The organism is Stieleria maiorica (assembly GCF_008035925.1).
GTDB classification, from domain to species: Bacteria; Planctomycetota; Planctomycetia; order Pirellulales; family Pirellulaceae; genus Stieleria; species Stieleria maiorica.
Genome location: NZ_CP036264.1, coordinates 522,249 through 540,738 on the forward strand (window position 1 = coordinate 522,249; position 18,490 = coordinate 540,738).

At 60.1% G+C, this 18,490-nt stretch carries 13 protein-coding genes; 3 read left to right on the top strand and 10 right to left on the bottom strand.

Translation table 11 applies throughout. The features are described 5' to 3' along the window. Nucleotides 1-30 precede the first annotated feature (30 nt). The 8 genes from Mal15_RS01630 to Mal15_RS01665 form a co-directional block, all read right to left on the bottom strand. On the bottom strand, nucleotides 31-1,266 hold the full coding sequence (locus Mal15_RS01630) for a hypothetical protein (RefSeq protein WP_147866147.1): 1,236 nt from the start codon (nucleotides 1,264-1,266) through the stop codon (nucleotides 31-33). Between the two features lie 251 nt (nucleotides 1,267-1,517). Next, on the bottom strand, nucleotides 1,518-2,129 hold the full coding sequence (locus Mal15_RS01635; RefSeq protein WP_147866148.1) for a hypothetical protein: 612 nt from the start codon (nucleotides 2,127-2,129) through the stop codon (nucleotides 1,518-1,520). After that, complete coding sequence (locus Mal15_RS01640) at nucleotides 2,122-3,132, bottom strand: hypothetical protein (protein ID WP_147866149.1); 1,011 nt, start codon at nucleotides 3,130-3,132, stop codon at nucleotides 2,122-2,124. The genes Mal15_RS01635 and Mal15_RS01640 overlap by 8 nt, the downstream gene beginning before the upstream one ends. A 189-nt stretch (nucleotides 3,133-3,321) precedes the next feature. Continuing rightward, the gene (locus Mal15_RS01645; RefSeq protein WP_147866150.1) at nucleotides 3,322-3,852 is read right to left on the bottom strand and encodes a prepilin-type N-terminal cleavage/methylation domain-containing protein; all 531 of its coding nucleotides are present in this window, start codon (nucleotides 3,850-3,852) and stop codon (nucleotides 3,322-3,324) included. A 493-nt stretch (nucleotides 3,853-4,345) separates the two neighbouring features. Continuing rightward, nucleotides 4,346-8,179 (bottom strand): AAA family ATPase, encoded by a 3,834-nt coding sequence (locus Mal15_RS01650; protein WP_147866151.1) that lies wholly within the window; start codon nucleotides 8,177-8,179, stop codon nucleotides 4,346-4,348. Continuing rightward, nucleotides 8,176-9,432: a metallophosphoesterase family protein gene (locus Mal15_RS01655; protein ID WP_147866152.1), complete on the bottom strand. Its 1,257-nt coding sequence runs from the start codon at nucleotides 9,430-9,432 to the stop codon at nucleotides 8,176-8,178. The genes Mal15_RS01650 and Mal15_RS01655 overlap by 4 nt, the downstream gene beginning before the upstream one ends. 722 nt (nucleotides 9,433-10,154) lie before the next feature. Then, nucleotides 10,155-10,652 carry an EF-hand domain-containing protein gene (locus tag Mal15_RS01660; protein ID WP_147866153.1) on the bottom strand — a complete coding sequence of 166 codons (498 nt, stop codon included), beginning with the start codon at nucleotides 10,650-10,652 and terminating at the stop codon, nucleotides 10,155-10,157. Between the two features lie 106 nt (nucleotides 10,653-10,758). Next, a complete protein-coding gene (locus Mal15_RS01665; RefSeq protein WP_147866154.1) occupies nucleotides 10,759-12,135 on the bottom strand; it encodes a sulfatase-like hydrolase/transferase in 1,377 nt (458 codons plus the stop codon). A gap of 287 nt (nucleotides 12,136-12,422) precedes the next feature. Between Mal15_RS01665 and Mal15_RS33870 the strand changes: the two genes are divergently transcribed. From Mal15_RS33870 to Mal15_RS01680, 3 genes are all read left to right on the top strand, one after another. Further along, a complete protein-coding gene (locus Mal15_RS33870) occupies nucleotides 12,423-12,959 on the top strand; it encodes a Uma2 family endonuclease (RefSeq protein WP_167546577.1) in 537 nt (178 codons plus the stop codon). 121 nt (nucleotides 12,960-13,080) lie between these two features. Beyond that, a complete protein-coding gene (locus tag Mal15_RS01675; protein WP_147866156.1) occupies nucleotides 13,081-15,495 on the top strand; it encodes a DUF1592 domain-containing protein in 2,415 nt (804 codons plus the stop codon). Nucleotides 15,496-15,621: 126 nt separating this feature from the next. Further along, nucleotides 15,622-16,818 carry a DUF1552 domain-containing protein gene (locus tag Mal15_RS01680; protein ID WP_147866157.1) on the top strand — a complete coding sequence of 399 codons (1,197 nt, stop codon included), beginning with the start codon at nucleotides 15,622-15,624 and terminating at the stop codon, nucleotides 16,816-16,818. A gap of 47 nt (nucleotides 16,819-16,865) precedes the next feature. Here Mal15_RS01680 and Mal15_RS01685 read toward each other — a convergent pair whose 3' ends face one another. Both Mal15_RS01685 and Mal15_RS01690 read right to left on the bottom strand, forming a co-directional pair. After that, nucleotides 16,866-17,648 carry a hypothetical protein gene (locus Mal15_RS01685; protein WP_147866158.1) on the bottom strand — a complete coding sequence of 261 codons (783 nt, stop codon included), beginning with the start codon at nucleotides 17,646-17,648 and terminating at the stop codon, nucleotides 16,866-16,868. A gap of 38 nt (nucleotides 17,649-17,686) precedes the next feature. Next, entirely contained in the window at nucleotides 17,687-18,445 is a 759-nt protein-coding gene (locus tag Mal15_RS01690) for a PEP-CTERM sorting domain-containing protein (RefSeq protein ID WP_167546578.1), read from the bottom strand. Between the last annotated feature and the right edge of the window lie 45 nt (nucleotides 18,446-18,490).

Below are 18,490 nucleotides of genomic sequence, written 5' to 3' on the forward strand. Positions count from 1 at the left end.
CCGACCATCGCGGTCGCCTATCGAACCGCATCACAGCGTATCGACGCGGCGGAACGTCCCGGATTTGAATCGCAGCGGTCGCGGATCGGTGAACCCCAGTGGCACGTCGGTCAGCACTTCGTCGTACGAACTTACGAACACGCTGTGATAAAGCCTTAGGTCACGGCACATCACCAGCCCGGTGATCGCCAGCGGTTCTCCGCTGACCGTGGGGCGGACGAGCAGATTGTTGCTGGTGTAGACGATGCCGCGAAATTCGGTGGGGAATCGATCGGAGATGGCCAGGTTTGAATCGCTGCCCCGATACGGAGTGGACGGCGGATTGAAGTTGACCCCTTGCGTGGTTTCGTCGAGCGTCGATTCGATCACATCAAATTCGATTTCTCCGTCGGTCACCAGAATGGCTCCCGATTCGCCGGGGGCTTCCCATGAGAGAGCGCCGTTTAGGTAGACGCGGCTGGCGTTTCGGATCGCCAACGTGGCGACGATCCGGGCGTTGATGATCCGAACACTTTGCCCCTGGGCGTCGATCCAGTAGATGCCCTCTGGATCGAGCGGGCCGTAGGGATTGGTGTTTGATGAAAGCACTGTCGCATGAACAGCGCGAAGACCGCCATAGTAGGAAAGGGATTCCAGCGGGATTTCCGTTCCCGCCAATTGGTAGCGTCCGACCACATCAAAGGTTGGACGCTGAACGTTCCCGCCACTGATGTCACCGCGGACGGGAAACTGAATCGCTCCGGAACACTCCAACGTGGACGTGGTCAGATCGCCGCTGGAGCCCGTCTTGCAGTCATCATAGACTTGGACGGGGCGTTCACTGACAAGCGTTGCCCCGCTATCGCAGTGCAGGTCGTCGAACGTGGTCACGCCGTAGCGCAACCAGTCCAGCGGAGCGAACCCGGTCTGCAGCGTTACCGAGACGGCGGCTTGGGCGGAGCCGAAACGCGCGTGTGCGACGACTTCGATTTCGTCAAAGGGGTCATCAGCCAAATCGCCGTCGACATCGCTGACACGATACCGGGCGGCGGCATCGGCCGTACCGGCGATTGCGGCGTAGTCGATCCATGCCGACGATTGCCCGTTGGTCAGATCGTCACGCCAGTTTGGATCTTCAGCCAGTTGGACCGAGACGCGATGCAGTTCCGATTCGGCCAAACGGATCGCGGATTGGCGGTCGGTCGCGGCGCCCAGCGTCTTGATTCTGGCGGTGTCCAACGAAATCGCGGTCGCCACCGCACCGGCAACGATCAACGCGGTGAACAAGACGGCGACGTACAGGTAGCCGCCACGTGTGGCGCGCCGCGGGCGGCGACGTGAGGTTGGAGAGAGCCTCGCCGCTTTTGGCGCTTCTGTCAGGTCGTTGGCCCCCTCATCCCCAGCCCTTCTCCCCCGCAAAGCCGGGGGAGAAGGGAGCCATGGTGGAACAAGTGGACGCCAGCGTGTGGCAGATGCATGGCGATGAAATCGAGACGACCCCCACACGCCGACGTTCTTTTTTCTCTTGCCGCGCATCGCTAATAAACCGGCTCGGGGGTGTTGCGGAGCGGAACGACGACGTTCAGTTGCCGATCGCTGGAGAACTGCAGTTCGACGCGGCGCAGTCTTTCGAAAGAGGCGTCGGCGGGGCGGTCTGAAGGTGTGTTGGAGACCACGACTCGGTACGTTTGGGACGAACCCTCGGGGCTGGTCACGGTGACGGCTACCATTCGGAAGTGCGAGTTCGCATCGGCGACGGTTTGGAAACCGCTGCCGAAAACGCTTTGCGGTGTCACGCTGACATCGACCATCCAGTTCTGATAGCCCGGAATCGATTCACCGTCGCGAAACGTCGGCGTGACTTGTTGAAAGCCGGCGAAATCGTCGACGTCATCGTACGTGGATCGATTCGTCGCCGATTCCCCCGTCTCGGGCCCGAACACGGCTTCATCGCTCGTCTCGCGGTAATCCAGGGTTGAGATCTCATCGAGAAAATAGCCGGCCAGGATTTGGCTTTCGACGGCTTCGCCGTTTTCCAGCCGGTGTTGCATGATGGTGGCCGACGCGTTGAGCGAAACGAGCAGGATGGTCGTGACCAGGGTCAGCGAGACGATGACTTCCAGCATCGACAGGCCTTGGCGTCTATTCATCGTCACCCTCCACCTCCACAGCGATCGTGACCCAACTGGCGGACTGTTGATGCAGCACGTGCGGCGTGGTCGTCAGAGACGGCATCGGCCCGGTGCGAGAGGCGATCCCCAGCGAGCACTCTCCGGTGGTTCCCGGAGACCCGACGCGGTTGACGCAATCGGTGAAGGAGGCGATTCCCAGGGACGTTTGCGGCGTCGGCGCCCTTGTCGATGCGATGAATTGCAAATTGAGCGTCCGCTCGCCGATCGTTGCGGTGTTTTCCAGCGGGCGCGGGTAGGTCGATGCAACTCCGGCAACGGACGTGCCGGAACTCGCCCCCGCCCATCCGAACGGCCAGGAGCTGTTGGCGTGCTCGATGGCCAGCATCGCCACCGCCAGGTCGCCGCCCCAAAAGTAGTTCAGCGTGTAAGTGCCCGGCGTTGATGCTGTCATCCATTGTCCATACAGCTCCAACAAAATCCCGGTGTTGAACCGATAGTCCAAATCCTGCCATCCACTCGGGGATGCACTGACGAAGAATGCATTTCGGGAGACCACGGCCAGCAGCAGGAGATCACCGGGGCGTGCCCCATCGGGCAGGTCGATGGTCAACGACGACGATGACCATCCGCCGGTCACAGCGGTCGAGACGGCGCGGATCCGTGGCCGCATGGTCTGCAAACCGGCGGTGGGCGCGGTGTATCCGTCGACGTGAAGATTGACGCTCGGGGCGGCAGGATCCAGCTGGGTGCTCTCACCACCGCTGACCGATCGCGTCAATCCGTTCAGGTAGGCTTCGTAGACCAGCGTTTGGGACTGGTTGCCAAGATCCGGTCGCTCGACGGAAACGCTGTAGCTGCCCGTCGCGTCGATCTGGGTTGCATAGCGAAGGTCATGGTTGATTCGATCCGAAATCACACGGTCGCGGGTCCGCCGGCCGTCTTCATCGGTGGGTTCGACCAACGATGTCGAGATGATGACCGTCGAGGCCAGGGAGACCATCAGCAGAGTGGCCCCGGTCATCGCTGCGATCATTTCGATCAGAGTGTATCCGCATCGGGAATGTCTCTTCGTGCAGCGCGGTGTTGATCTAGCGATGCTGGCCAGGGCGTGTGTCACACCGGGGATCCATTTTCTGGCGACGGTCGCTACGTCTGAACGGCGATTGGCGATGCCGCGTGAGTATTGTGTTGCTGGTCGGGGAGGCACTGCTTACGACCCGCTGCTTTGAGTCTGGCTGGCTTCGGCCGGTGTCTCCGGTTCGACTTCGACAATGCTGGCCCTGCCCGGCCCCGCACCGATGCGAATCTCGTATGCCACCTCGCGGGTGTCGATCGAGATCACTCCGTTCACGAGTGGTGTTCCGCCAACGGTCGGCGTTCCTTCCAGATTGAACGTCAACGTCGTTGCGGAATCAAAGGACGCGGTGATTTCCAGACGGTCATCGAACCGGTCTTTGACGAGGACGCTGATCGGGACACCGACTTGGTCCGGGAAGTCCACATCGGTGCTCCAGAAACGGTCGCCAGCCGGATCGATCGAAAGGCTGGTCGACCGGCCTTCGTTGATCGCGGTGTTGCGAATGTAGTCCACATAGTCAGCCAGCTGGATCGCGGCGTGACGCGCGTTTCGGGCCTGCAACGAGCGGGCGAAGTGGGAGACTGCGACGGCAGCCAGCACCGCCATGATCATCATGACCACGGTCAATTCGAAGAACGTCAATCCACGTCGACGAGGGCGCATCAATACCGGGAGGGCAAGCGGGGACGATCGGGTAAGCAGTTGTGGACGACGCGAGGAGTCCTCGCAGGATCGCAATCCGAATGGATTCGTCGCCTCGCCCACTGCTCGGAAACCAAGCTGCGGCAGAACACTCGGGGAATGTCGCTGGTTAGAGAAACCTACGTCAGCAACTGGCGTCGCTGGAAACGTTCTCGACCAACATCCCGGCAAGGATTTCCGAAAGCGACCCCCGCAAGATCGTCACAACCCGATCGACCGTTTTAAACCGTCGGCCGCGGGGCAGGGGGCACCGCAGACAGGTGAACCCGAGTATCGAATTGGAGCATTGCGCTAGTCGTCTACCGCAGCTGAATCCTCGGGTTGACGCAGCGTTCGAACTGTCGCCGTGTTCTCCGAACTCGGCGTGCGTGAAAAAGCGAAGCTTTGCCCCACGCCGACCTCGGAGAGGACGGCGACTGTCGAGGCCAATCGAGAACGAAGCTGCGGTGGACTTTTACGTCGTCACGCGGCTGCCGTCCCACCAGGCGTCGTTGCGATTCCAAACTTCCTCGGGGATCTCTTCCTGGGCCGCTTCGCTTTCGAAGAGTTCTTGATTGACCGCCCGGTGGGCGGCTCGGAGCGTTTCGGCCGCGCGCTCTTCGGTGCTGATTTTTCCGTCGGCCGGTTCGCGTTGGAACCATGCCCAGCCGATCGAAGGCGACGCGGCGGCGATCGGTTCCTCGTCCACTTCGTCGGTCTCGTATTCCGCTTCGTCATCAAAGTCGTCGCGGACCACGACGGGTTTGGGCTTGCGTTTGACCGGCGGACGCGGTTTTTCGATCGGCTTGACTTTGGGAGCCGGCGGGGGCTCGGGGGCGGGCGGTTCCACGGCGACCGGTTCAGGCTCCGGCGGGAGGACGGGTTCGGGCTCCGGCTCGGGACTCGGTTCAGGCTCGGCAGGCAATTGAGCTTCCACCGGTTCGGCTTCGGGCTCCTCGGCCAGTTCTTCCTCGCCCTCCTCCAGCAATTCTTCGTCGACGTATTCTTCCTCTTCCTCGACTTCGTACTGGTCCTCTTCTTCCTCGGGCAACAGGATGGTCGCCCGTCCCGGTGTACCTTGGGCCGGCAACTGTCGGACTTCGACGTCGATCGAATGGAAGATGTCGACGATGTGGTCATGGCAGGTGAACATCATCACCTGGTGACCGAGTTCGGCGAAGGTCTTCAGAGTTTCGGCGGCGTGCAAGGCGCGATCGCCGTCGAAGTTGACCAGCACGTCGTCCAGGATCAGCGGCAACATGACGCCACGCCGCGCGTACGCCGCCGCCAACGACAACCGCAGCGCGATGAAGACGGCTTCGCGGGTTCCGCGGCTGAGCACTTCCAAGGGGACAGGGTTGCCGTCGGCGCTATCGATTTTCAGCTGGTTGGTGCCCAGCGGGGTCCAAATCCGTGTGTACTTTCCGTCGGTCAATTGGGCCAGGAACGAAGACGCTTCACGCAGGGTTTCCGGTTGGCGTTCGCGTTCAAACTTGCCGCACACCTCTTCGACCAGACAGCTGGCGGTCGCCAACGTCTGCCAACGCTGTGCGAGCGATTGAATTTTTCGGTTGACGCAGCCGAGTTCCAGTTGTGCAACCATCAATCGATTGTCGTCGGCCAGGTGTTTCATGTCGGCGACGCATTCGCCGATCTGGGTTTGCAACGTCGCGATGCGTTGTTGGGTTTCGGTCGTGCGTGAGGAGAGCAGTTCCCATTTGCGTTCCAGATCTGCTTGTGTCGTGTCCTTTATTTCGCGGCTGACATCGTCGTAGGACAGGTTGCCGCCGATCATGGATCGGATCTGTTTGTCAACCGCAGCATGTTGCTCTTTCAGCTGCGCCAAACTCGCTTTGCTGTCGACCAATTGATAGAACTGCTCGGGGGTGGCGACGCCGCACTTGGCCCACAGCGCACGACGTTGTTGTTCGCCGCGTTCGATGGCACGGGCGAGCGACGCGTGCTGGCGTTTGAGTTGTGCGTCCTGGTCCTTGAGGTCGCGACGGCGTTTGATCCAATGCCGTTGTCGCTGGATCTCTTCTTGCAGGTGGTTCAGTTGCTCCAGCGGCCCGATCCGGCTGCCGCGTCGGGGTGCGGGTTCCGCCGCCGCTTCCCGAGCGGTGTCGTCGGAGTGGTCATCGTTGCTGGCCTGCTGTTGATCCTTTTCGCTGATCTGCAGCGATTCCGAGTACAGTGCTTCGATCCGTTTGGCGATGCCTTGTCGTTCGCGCTCGCGTTGGTCTTTTTCGGCCTGCAGTTCTTCCAGACGTCGCAGACTGCCTTGCAGCGTTTCGTAGCCTTCGCTCAGCTTGCGAACGCTTCGTGGTGACATCGAATCGGCGAGACCGAGTTTGCGCAGCGTGGCCGACCACTGGCGTCGGGCGGCTTTCAGGTTTTCGGCGGCCTTGACCGCTTTGGCGCGCGCCGTCTCGTAGGCCTGTTTGGCCGCGGCGTGGGCGTGGTAGGATGGCATGCTGGCCTCCAGATCGGTCAGCAGCAGTTCGGCCTGGCGGACGCGAAATTCGATCGGCTGGCTGCTTCCGGGCAACTCCGATTCGACGTCGTCCTCTTCGGCTTCCAGCTCACGAATCTGTTTTCTCAGCAGGTCGATTTGACGGTCGCAATCTTCGCGGTCGACGGTCGTCGAACGATGATTGTTCTGTTTGCTGAAGAAATACAGCGTGATCGCCATCAATCCGAACAGCATCCAGACCATGCCGGCGGTCGGTGTCGGTTCGCCCGCCAAGAACCAGGTGATTCCCAAAAAGTGGGAGAACGCCACGATCAAGCACGCCCCGCCGACGACGAACGGCAACCCCATCAGCAACAGGCTGTCGATCGGCAGGACTTCGGCGGTGGACAGATCGACCGATTCGTTTTCCAGCGAGCGGTAATGCCGCTTCAGTTTTTCGATGTGTTCGCCCAACTGCATCGCGCGGCGGAGCGAAGCCAGGTGTTCGTTTTCCTGACGGATCGCTTGTTGCAAGTCCGTCGCCCGCGTGCGCTGCAAGACCTCGCCGAGCTCTTCGTCGAAGTGCTCCATGCGTTTCTTATGCTCGACGCCTTCACCGCGCGCCTGCTTCAATAGAAACAGTTGCTCTTTGACTCGCTTGGCCGGACCGGAGAGGGCCGACAAGGTTTGCCGCGACAGGTCGGGCATTTGCGTCGAATCGCCGCTGATGATCGATTGGCGGTCTTCATCGCTGAGCCCCAGTTTTTCCGCGTCGGCGACCAGTTGGTTGCGTGCTTTCAGGATCTGCGTGTCGACCTTCTCGATCTGCTCCTCGAGCGATTCGACCCAGGTCGCCTGTTCGGTCGCCGCTTCGATTCGCCCTTGCAGGTCCAGCATGCCGGCGCTGACGGGCAGCTGGGCAGCCTTGTCCCGCAGCGACCGCCGCTTGGTTTTGACCTCTTCCAGCTTGGTGCGACGATCTTGAATCATCGCTTCGATCTGGACCAGTTGGCCGGGAGCCTCGTCGGGCAGATGCGTCTCGGCTTCGATCGCCGCGATCTCGCCGGCGATGCGGGTCCGATCGGTCCACTGATCAAAGACGCTGATCGCCGCTTCGACGTGTCGTGATTCGCGTTCCCAGGCGGTGATCCGGGTGCGCAGGTCACTGATTTCCTTTTGCTGAGTTTGGCGCAGACTGGCCAATTCGCTCCAACGACGACTCTGGCCGGTCAGCCGTTGGACTTCATCGCGCAGGTCTTCACGCCGTCGGAGCAACGATTCCAGCTTGTCCGCATCGGCTTTGGCGTTCTTGGAGGATTGTCCGATCAGGGACTTGCGGCCGTCTCGCAATGAGCGAATCACATCGACCAGCGACACGCGATCCAGTCCGCTGGACAGCTTGTACAGTTCGTCTGCCGCGGCGGTGTCATCGAGCGTGTTGAGTTCCTGCAACTCGCGCATGCCGATGGCGAACACGTTGGTAAAGATCGGTTCGTCGATCTGACCGAGCAGCATGCTCAACCGGTGTTGGCCTTGGGCCAATCCGTCTTGGCCGGTGACCGCCAATTGGCCGACCACACTTTCGTCGGTCATCTTGGCGTGGCGGCGGATTTGATAGCCGCCGCCGGGTCCGGTCACGCGAACCGCCCCGCCCGGTGTTCCGCCGTAGATCGGCGGCAAATATTTTTCGCGGCGTTCGGCGGTGAATCCGTACAGCATCGAGCGCAGGAATTGCATCACCGTCGTCTTTCCGGCCTCGTTGGGCCCGTAGAACAGCGTCATGCCGTCCGGCAGCGAATCGATGCTCAGCCCCGTCCAGACGCCGAAGCCATCGATGTTCAGGTCTTTGACTTTCATGATTTGTTCACCCAGTTTGGCTTGCCGCCACGGAGCAGTTCGACACCCAGCAGTGTCGCCTGGTCCAACGTTTCGATTCGACGTGTTTGCGGGATCTCGGCCAGCAACGTGGTCGTGCTGGCCGGCAGTCCCGGATGTTCCTCGGTCATCGGCAGCAGATTGACCGCCGCACCGTCCGATTTGCCGTCCGCTTTGCGGTGCTCGGCGGCGATTCGCAGATAGTCGCCCAGGATCGTGTCTTCTTCGTGCCACGATTTGGGATACTTTTGAGGTGGTCGAATCCGTAGCGAAGTCGACCATGCGGCCGGAGCACCGTGGCCGTATTCATGGCGGACCCATTCCAACAGCGCTTCACCGTCGCCGATCTCAATCAACGACTCGCCACTGTCGGCGGTGATGTCCCAGCCGATGATCAGGTGTCTGCCGCCGGCTTCGTGTTGCAGACGTACGATCCGTTCGCCGAGCAGGTTCTCGATGCTGCCCACCGCGGCGATTTCGTCGGCACGCAGCCGAACGTTGCAGTAGCGGAATAGATCGACCGGCATTTCGCTGACCCGAACATTCCGCTCGGCATCCACGTCGATGACGGAGAACCCGTGCGAACCCGGCTCGTTTAACGATCGGCCTTGAGGCGAACCGCTGTAAAGCCCCACGACCTCGCCGTCGGATTCCAATTCCAGCCGATTGTGCTTTCCACCGAGGCACCAAAAGTCGAAGCGTGCTTCGTCCAGCATTTCCAGCGACGCATCGCCATAGCCGACGCCGATGGCAAACTCGTCGCCGGGCTCGCATTCGTATCCCGGCACGTGCAGCGAAGATCGACCATCGCTGCCGCGTCCGATCAATCGGCAAATCGTTCGGCCGCCGCGTTTGATGTTGATGTCGCTCGCGCGATCCTTGGGAAACAGGGTCACGTTCGGCGGGATCACGACCGCCTCGGGCCACTTCTGGGGATCATCGACGTTGCCCGCCGCCCAGTAGACCGGGGTGTCGGCGGCGCTGAGTTTTTCAAACTGCTCCAACAGCAGGTTCATTCCGTACGGTCCGGCCGCCTGCGGGTTCAGCAGGTCGCCGGAGAGAACGACAAAGTCGATGTTGCTCGACAGCGCAGCCTCGAACACCGCCTTGACGGCTTCGTGAGGCGCGGTGGCCATTTGGTCGCGCAGCGGTGGAGGCAGTTCATCCAAGTCACCGAGTGGGCTTTCCAGATGAAAATCACTCGCGTGGATGAATCGAAAAGATTCGCCCGGCATCGGTTCCCTCCGTTTACGCTTTGAGCGTGCTCGCGTCACTGATGAACGAAGCGAAAGACTTTCGTAGTCTTCGTTGATGCTCCCTCATCAATCCCGTGATCGCGGCGAGAACGAACAACGTGTTCGCCCCGTTTTCGGGCCCGATTCGTGAAACAAATCAGGCCCGTCGGCCGCGCGGTCCTGCGAGTTTAGCGAAAAGACGAAAAAACCACCAAGCCAGTTTTCCGGACTCTCGGAACAAATGCGTGAAACATTTGGTTCATGGGATTGCTAGCAATACTTGGAGGCGAAGGGCGAGAGGCGGGGAGATTCTGGTCAAAAAATGGGGTGGTCAAAAAATGGGGCAGCGGATGCGGACGAGGGCAGACCGTATTTCCTCGTTCCAAGGCTCCGCCTGGGAACGCAATGCAGGTGTGGCTCCCGCCACACACACCGCGTGTTCTGCGAGGCGGAGCCTAGGCTGCGCAGGATCGTTCGATTCGTTCGCGTTTTGGTTCGGAGGATTTTGGCGTTTTCGATTTCGCTAAACCCTTTTGGGATCAGCCGTTTGGCGCCAGCCTACGGGTCTCCAATAGACGCTGGGCCTCGATAGACGCTGGGCCTTCACGGTTGCTGGGGCCCGAACGCTTGCGCGAATCGGCTGATGTCACTTGAGTTTCGTCGCCCGATGGCTGCTGTGATTCGACCATCCATCGCGGAATGATTTTCCTTCGGCTGAGCCCTCATTGACGGCGTCGGTGCCGGGATTGCAACCACGCGGCGTATTCGCCCAAGCTGACTCGCCCGTTTTCGTCGGTGTCGGCTTCGGCGGGGGATTGCAGCAGCTTCGCGTACTCCTCCGGCGACAGTTCCTGATCGCCATTAAGGTCATACCTGCCGATCAGTCGTTTCGCATACTGCACCATTTGGGTGTCCAGCCCTTCGATCCCCAGGCGTCTCTGTTCGGCAATTCGGTCTGATTGCTGCTTCAGTTTGCGGACTTGTTCGATCAACGCAGGAATCTGCGCCATCGCCCAGGCCGCGATTTCAGGGTCATCGCTTTTGGCGTGGTCCATTAACAGCGGCAAGGCAGCTTCGACCGAATCCACGACCGACAGCGGGTCGGTTTCGGCAGCCTGGTCGCGGGAGGATGGTTGAGGACCCTCGGTTTGCGCGACTGCGTTGTTACAGGCGAGCAGGAGCGCGAAGCCGATCGCGGCAGCATACTTATGCTGGGGCATGAGATTCTTGCACGGATTGGAGCAGCTTGCCGTTGTAGACTCAGCCTGTTTGATAACCCTGACACGCCATTGAAGTTGCGTCCGATGGGCCGCTACCGGGCAAAGCTCACAATTCCAGCGGATTACCGTGGGAGTCGACCAACGGCGGCTCCCTGACACCCTCCATCGCTCGATCGATCACGGCTTGCAATTCGGCTCGCGCCGAGCGGTCGTGTTCGTCGTCTTGCTGCACGAGCGTTTCTTTCAGTGGCAGTTCCCCGATCCGAAACAGTCGACCGTCGCGGAACAGCTTGTGGGTCTTGTTGAGTGCGAAAACGTGGCGGTTGAATTTTTCTTTATCCCAGCCCGGTCGCGGGTCGTACCAAAAGAATGCGGCCTCGCGTCGTGGCGTCGGCCGGCCGGTCAGTTGAGGCACGAAGCTGGTGCCGTCGGTATGTTTTCCGTTCTGTTTTTCCGCTCCTGCCAGTTCCAACAGGGTCGGATAAAAATCGGAGGCTTCGACGATGCCATCGGCCACGGCGGGTTTGTAGCGGCCGGGGCAATGCACGATCAGCGGCACATGGATGCCGGTCTGGGTGGGCATCGCTTTGCCGCCGGGGATCGAGCGGCCATCGCTCATCTTGGACGTCACCTGCAAGTGGGTGCCGTTGTCGCTGTAGAAGATGACGATCGTTTCGCGATCGAGATCCCGCTGGCGCAAGCCACGCAATAGGTTTCCCATCGTCGTGTCCATGTACTCGATCATGTCGCTCCCATAACGCAGATGTTCTTCCTGCGGTTTGCCGGGATCCCAATCCGCGGAGTTGGGTGTCGGCACGAACGGCCAGTGCGGCAGCGCCATCGGGTAATAGACGAACCGTGGTTTGTCGGTTTGCTGGTCCAGGAATGCCAGGATCTTTTCCACCCAAACGTCTTCGCCGTATCGACCGTCGTACTTCTTGAGCGTGCCTTCGTTGCCTCGTGTGCCTTCTAACATCGTCGGATTGGCGTAACGTGATCCTTTGTCTTCGGTGTGCAACGCGTGAAACAATGCGTACTGGTCGAATCCCGCGTCCTTGGGGTGCATGCCTTTGCCGCGTCGCTGCTCGGCACCGGGCAGGTCGGGCGGATCGTAGGATTGCAGTTGCCACTTGCCGAAAATCGCGGTCGCGTAGCCGGCATCGGTCATCGCATGTCCGAACGTTCGTTCACGCGGATCCAGGATCCCGAAGTAAGTCCAGTTGCGATGATTGTCCTTGCCCGTCATCAACTCCACCCGCGTCGGGGTGCACAGCGGTTGGGAGTAGGCGTGTGTGAAGCGAACCCCGGCGGACGCCATTTGGTCCAGATTCGGAGTGCGATAGGACACGCCGCCGTAACATCCCAGCCCCTCGATCCCGACATCGTCGGCCATGACCAGGATGATGTCGGGCTGTTTTGCAGCGGCCGCTGAAAGAAATGGTCCGCCGAGCAGAACGGCAAGTGGAATCAACAAACGAAGCATCAGTGGTCTCGGTCGACGGGTTTGGGGAAAGAAGGGGGATCCGCCGTATTTTAATTGTCGTTGCAAAACTAATGGTGCCAGTCGGGTGTCGAACCCGCGAGGGCAACGGCATCAAGTGGCGTTCCAGGCTGACGGTGTCGACAGAAGTCACGTTTGTCCAGCCGCTGGTCCCCTCATCCCAAGCCCTTCTCCCCCGCAAAGCCGGGGGAGAAGGGAGCCATGGTAAGTTGCCCCGTGTTATACTTGCGATGGCATCCGCCCGACGCCTGCCCACTTTGACCAATCCAATGTCCGTCGTTCCAAAGTACATTCCGCGATACACCGTTGATGACTACGCGACCTGGGAAGGCGACTGGGAGCTTTGGGACGGGATCGCCGTGTCGATGAGCCCCAGCCCGTTTGGAGTTCATCAACTGGTGCTGTTTAATCTCGCGGCAGAGCTCCGAACGCAGTTGCTGGCCCAGGATTGTGATGCGGTCGTGCTGGGCGAAATCGACTGGATCGTTTCTCGCGACACCGTGGTCCGACCGGACGTCGTGGTGTTGTGTGGCGATGTTCCCGAAAAGCACATTGAAACGACTCCCGGATTTGTCGCCGAGGTCTTATCAGAATCGACGTCTGAGCGTGACCGCACCTTCAAACGCGATCTGTACGACGAACAAGGCGTCGCGATTTACGCGATCCTGGACCCGGAGCACAAGACGGTCCAGGTCTACCGACGTGGAGAAGACGGCAAGTGGACCTCCGAGCCGGTCGTCGACTCGTTTCAGATCACGTTGTGCGACACCTGTACCGTGACCGTTCGCCTGGCCGATCTGTTTTGATCCATCGGCAATCTGATTGGAAGATCCCCCCGTGACTCTACCGATTTCCACCACCTCCGGTTGGCCTCGCGCCTTCGTGCGAGCCGTCCTTTGCGCAGCCGCCGTTTGGTTGCATCTAGAGTTGTCTGCAACGACTGCGTTTTCCGCCGAACCGGATGCAGATCGATTCGAAGTTGCCATCAAGGACCACGCCGGTTTCGACAAACCGCTGCGAACATTTTTTTCCAAGTACTGTAACGACTGTCACGCCGGGGGCGCAGACGAGGGGGGATTTGAAACGGAGCGGTTGCTCGTCGACTTGACCGATCCGGCCACGTTCGCGCGTTGGGAACAGGTCTATGACCGTGTCAGGGGCGGAGAGATGCCGCCGGCCGATGCCGATCAACCGCACTCGGCAGACGTCGACACCTTCGCCGCGTTGCTTTCCAAACCGCTGACCGACGTCCATGCGGCGAGCAAGTCGACCGTGCTGCGGCGGCTGAACCGTCGCGGATACCAAAACACGCTCAATGATGTCTTCGGGACGAATCTGGATCTGCAATCGCTGCTTCCCGAAGATGCCCGGTCGCACGAATTTGATACCGTCGGAGAAGCCCTCGGCTTGTCGATGGTTCACCTGCAACGCTACATGGATGCCGCCAAGTTGGTGCTGGAGACGGCGATCGCAAAACAGACCGCTGCACCAGAGCCGAAAACGCTGACCGCGTGGTACAAGGACACACGCGAAGCTCAACAGCATGTCGGCAAAGCATGGAAACTGCTCGATGACGGTTTCGTCGTCCGCTTCGCCGGCGGCGGTTATCCGACCGGGATGCTTCGCGGCAGCGGCGTCAACGAAGCGGGACGCTATCGCGTCCGGGTCACCGGGTACGCCTATCAATCCGAAGAACCGATCACGTTTTCGGTCGGTGGAACCAGTTTCGCCGCCGGCAGCGACAAGCCGATCTATGCGTTTTTTGAAGCCCGACCGAACCAGCCGACGACGGTTGAGTTCGAAACTTGGATCGAGCCACGCTACATGTTGGCGATTGAGCCCTACGGAATTCACGACCCAGGGCGGTACAAACGAGATTCGATTGATCAATACGACGGCCCGGGGTTGGCAATCGGTGAAGTGACGGTCGAGGGGCCGTTGGTCGATCAATACCCGTCGCCTGGGCATCACCTGATCTTTGACGGCCTGGATCGCATCGAAATCCCGCCGCGGAATCCGCGAGACCGCAGCAAGCCCTGGTACGTTCCGAAGTTCTCGATCGAACCGTCGGACCCGGTCGCCGCCGCAACGACGTCCCTGCGCCGTGTCGCCGAAGCTACCTTGCGACAACCGGTCTCCGACGATGACTTGGCGCCGTATGTCTCGCTTTTTTCCCAGCAAGTCGATCAAGGTGAATCGTTCGAAGACGCTCTTCGGACGGCGGTCACTGCGATCCTCTGTTCGCCTCGATTTCTGTACCTGCAAGAACCGGCCGGCGCGCTTGACGACTATGCCCTGGCAAGCCGATTGTCCTACTTTCTGCATCGGACGCTGCCCGACGGAATGCTGATGGACGCGGCCGGAGCCGGCCAACTGACCGCTGCCGCGGGGCTGCGTTCCCAAACCGATCGATTGATCCGGCACGAACGTTTCCAACGCTTTCTGGTCGACTTTGCCGATAGTTGGCTGGACCTTCGTGAAATGGACCTCACCGCCCCGGATCAAACGCTCTTTCCCGAGTTCGACCCGTTTCTTCGCGATTCGATGCCGCGTGAAACGTTGGCATTCCTGCGCGAGATGATCGAATCGAACCTGCCGGTCCGCAATTTGATCGAATCCGACTTTGCGATGCTCAACAGTCGCCTGGCCGAGCATTATGCGTTGCCGCCGATCGATGGCGTTGCGATCCGCAAGGTTTCCCTGCCCGCCGATTCGATTCGCGGCGGATTGCTCAGCCAAGCGAGCCTATTGAAAGTCACGGCCAACGGCACCAATACGTCACCGGTGACGCGCGGGGCGTGGGTGATGGAACGCATCCAAGGGGTCACGCCGTCACCTCCGCCGCCGGGGATTCCCGGAGTCGAACCGGACATCCGCGGGGCGACGACGTTACGTGAGCTGCTCGACAGGCACCGCGATTCGGAAAGTTGTCGCTCGTGCCACGCCAAGATCGATCCTCCCGGATTTGCGCTGGAGTGCTTCAACCCGATCGGAGGCTATCGGGATCGCTATCGATCGCTCGGCGAGGGCAATCGCGTCGACACCGAAGTCAACGGGCGCAAGGTCCGCTACCGACTCGGGCCGGCCGTCGATGCCTCAGGCGAATTCGACGGAACTGCGTTTGCCGGATTCCGCCAGTTTCGCCGTGCCCTGGCCGGCGAGGAACGTCTGTTGGCCACGACGTTTGTGGTCAAGCTGTTGACGTTTGCGACCGGGCGTGAGCTCGGGTTCTCCGATCGACCGGAGATCGATCGGATCGTCACCGCTGCTGCGGAGAATCACTACCGCGCCCGAGACCTGCTTCACGCCGCGGTGGCGAGCAAAATTTTCCTGTCAAAGTAAGCATTGTTCTGTCATCAATTGACGAGCCAGATCGTGAATCAACCACCCTTTCGAAATCTCGCATTGTCTCGGCGCCACTTTCTTCGGGGATCCGGGGCGGGTGTGGCTTTGCCGCTGCTCGGTGCGATGCAACCGGCCCTTGGTGATTCGCGTGAACCCGATCTGCCGCGGTTCATTGCGATCTGTGGTGGGCTGGGATTTCACGCCCCGTTTCTGTTTCCCGACCAGCCGGGACGCGATTATCAACTGACGCCGTATTTGGAGAAACTTCAGGATCATCGCGACGACTTCACGCTTTTTTCGGGCTTGTCGCATCCGAATCAGAACGGGAACAACGGGCATGCCTCCAGCATGACGTGGCTGACGTCGGCCCAACGTCCCGGGCTGGCGGGGTTCAAGAACACGATCTCGCTGGACCAGCAGATCGCCGCCCACCTGGGCGGTGCGACACGTTTTCCCTACCTGTGTCTGTCCAACGGCGGTGGTTCGTTGTCATGGACCTCCGGCGGCGTGAACATTCCCGCGGAATCTTCACCGGCGAAGGTGTTCGAGCAACTGTTCGTCAACGGTTCTGAATCAGAAGTCCGGTCCCAGATGCGCGAACTCCAACGGGGCCGCAGTATCCTGGATACCGTCCGCGGCGACGCCCAAAAACTGCAGCGATCGCTGGGACCGAAAGACGTTCAAAAACTGGACGAGTACTACTCATCCATTCGCGATCTGGAAACGCGCATCGGGCAAGCGCGGCAGTGGGCCCAGCGCCCCAAGCCGCACGTGGACGATCCGCCGCCGAAAGACATCGCCGATAAGCAGGATATCATCGCCCGGCAGCGATTGATGTACGACATCATACGGTTGGCACTGCAGACCGATTCGACGCGCGTGATCACGTTATCGTTGGGAGGCATGAACGCGGTCCCGAGCAATATTCCCGGGGTGAACACGGACTGGCACAATCTTTCGCATCACGGCAAAGATGAGGCGAAGATTGCAGAGCTCCGTCTGATCGAAGAAGCCGAGTTCGAAGCGTTTTCGGGATTCTTAGCCGACTTGAAGGCGGTCGGCGAGAATGACCAAAACTTGCTCGATCGCACCGCCGTGCTGTTCGGATCTAACCTCGGCAATGCGTCGGCGCACGACTGGCACAACTTGCCGATTCTACTGGCCGGTGGGGGTTACCGACACGGTCACTATGTCGCGCATGACGCCAAGGACAACACGCCGCTTGCAAATCTATTCGTTCCGCTGGCCCGACGTATGGGCTTGGAAGTCGATCACTTCGGATCCAGCACCAACGACAACCTCCGCGGCTTGGAGGTGTAGCGAAAAGGCTAGACACCAACACTCATGCCCGCGACAGACCGTTTTAGTCAGGCGATCGCGATCTTCTCTTTGGTCACACGGAGGACGCGTTCGCTCAAGGGGTGGGATTGGCGGCGGGCGTCCATCGCGACGGTCTGGCTGAGCTGTTGGTGGAGGTCGGAATCAAGCGTCATCGGCCAGGCGACCAAGAAGTCGCGGTTGGGGACCCCGGCGTACACTTCGCCCTCTTCGTCACCGGTCAATTCGGCAATGATTCGAGCGCGGATTTCCGGGATCAGAATTCTAGCGGCGTCGTAACCGTCGCCGGTTTGGATGGCCACCAGCGGTGCCGGACCGGGCATCACCGTCATCGGCAACGTCGGACTGGATGCGACAATGTTCATTTTTCCGATTTCGATCGCGTCGACCGCCGATTGCCCCCATCGCTCGAGGTCTTCGTTGCTGATGTAGGCATAGCCGGTGTCACAATCGCTGACCAAACTGGAATGCACATCGTCGGCGAACGGGAACGTGATCGCGCGACCCACATCGGTGACTTTGGCGCTGACCAATTGGACTCGCAGCCGCGGCTTGGCGTCTTCCCACGCCTGTGGAATCGCGTCGACCGCACCGTCGATCAATTTCAACGCCCCGGCGAAGTTTTCGATGATCACCCGGTCGAACTCTTCATCGGGCATGGGGGACTGTTGGAATTGCGCCCACAAGTTGCTCATCCCGAACTTTGCCGACCCGTTGGTGATGACGCCCAATTCCTCGCCGAGCCGGAAACCGCGGGTCGGAAACTCGCGCTGGACGACAGCAAGGACTCGATTGGTAAAGGCTTCGAGCATGAGAGAATCCAGCGGTCAGAAAAGCGAACTCGGGCAGGTCATTCTGCAAGTTTAACGCGCTTTCGTCCTCGTCGCAGCACCATCAATCCGCCGCCGAGTGTCAGTAATCCGAGCGATGTCGGTTCGGGAATGGCCGTGATTCCGGTGATCAACACGTTGTCAATTCGCATCTGTCCGTTCTCTCGAAAGTCGTCAAAACGGATCACCACGTTGGGCTGATGGTTGATGGCGGTGACGCCGGCCAAATCGACCGTCTCGCTAATGAACGTTGATCCGTTTGCATTGATCGGCTGGTTATTCAACAGCGACGTCGAAAGGCCGCCGGCAAAGTCCTTGATGGTGCCACCGGAGAAGGCGATGTCGTCCAGCGGATTCAAATCGTACTTCAAGTCATAGCTGACGATTTCATCGGCCCCGTCGCCGTTGCCACGCAAATCGAAACGCACTTGAATGTCGGTGAATCCGACGGTGGAGAATTCGACGAAGAACTCCGCATCGTTGTCGCCGCTTTTGGCGATGTCGTCCCACGCCATCGCCTGTCCATCGATCGTGTCAATTCCCAGCCCGGGGGCGGAAAATGCCAAGCCGTCTTTCCCGTTTCCGTCGGTGTCGCCGCGCTGCTGGTAGAGCGTGCCACTTCCGACCGTTGCCGCATGGACAATCTGAATCGATTCGTCCGGCACGCCGTATCCGTTGTTGAAATCCCAAAATGCGATCACATCTCCACGAGCGGGCGCCGCGAACAGCACAAGGATGCAAACGGTAGCGAGCGGTGTCAAACGGGATCGAATTGGCACAACAAAACTCATGGAGGCTACGGAAACGAGGCTGTCGGGAGGATT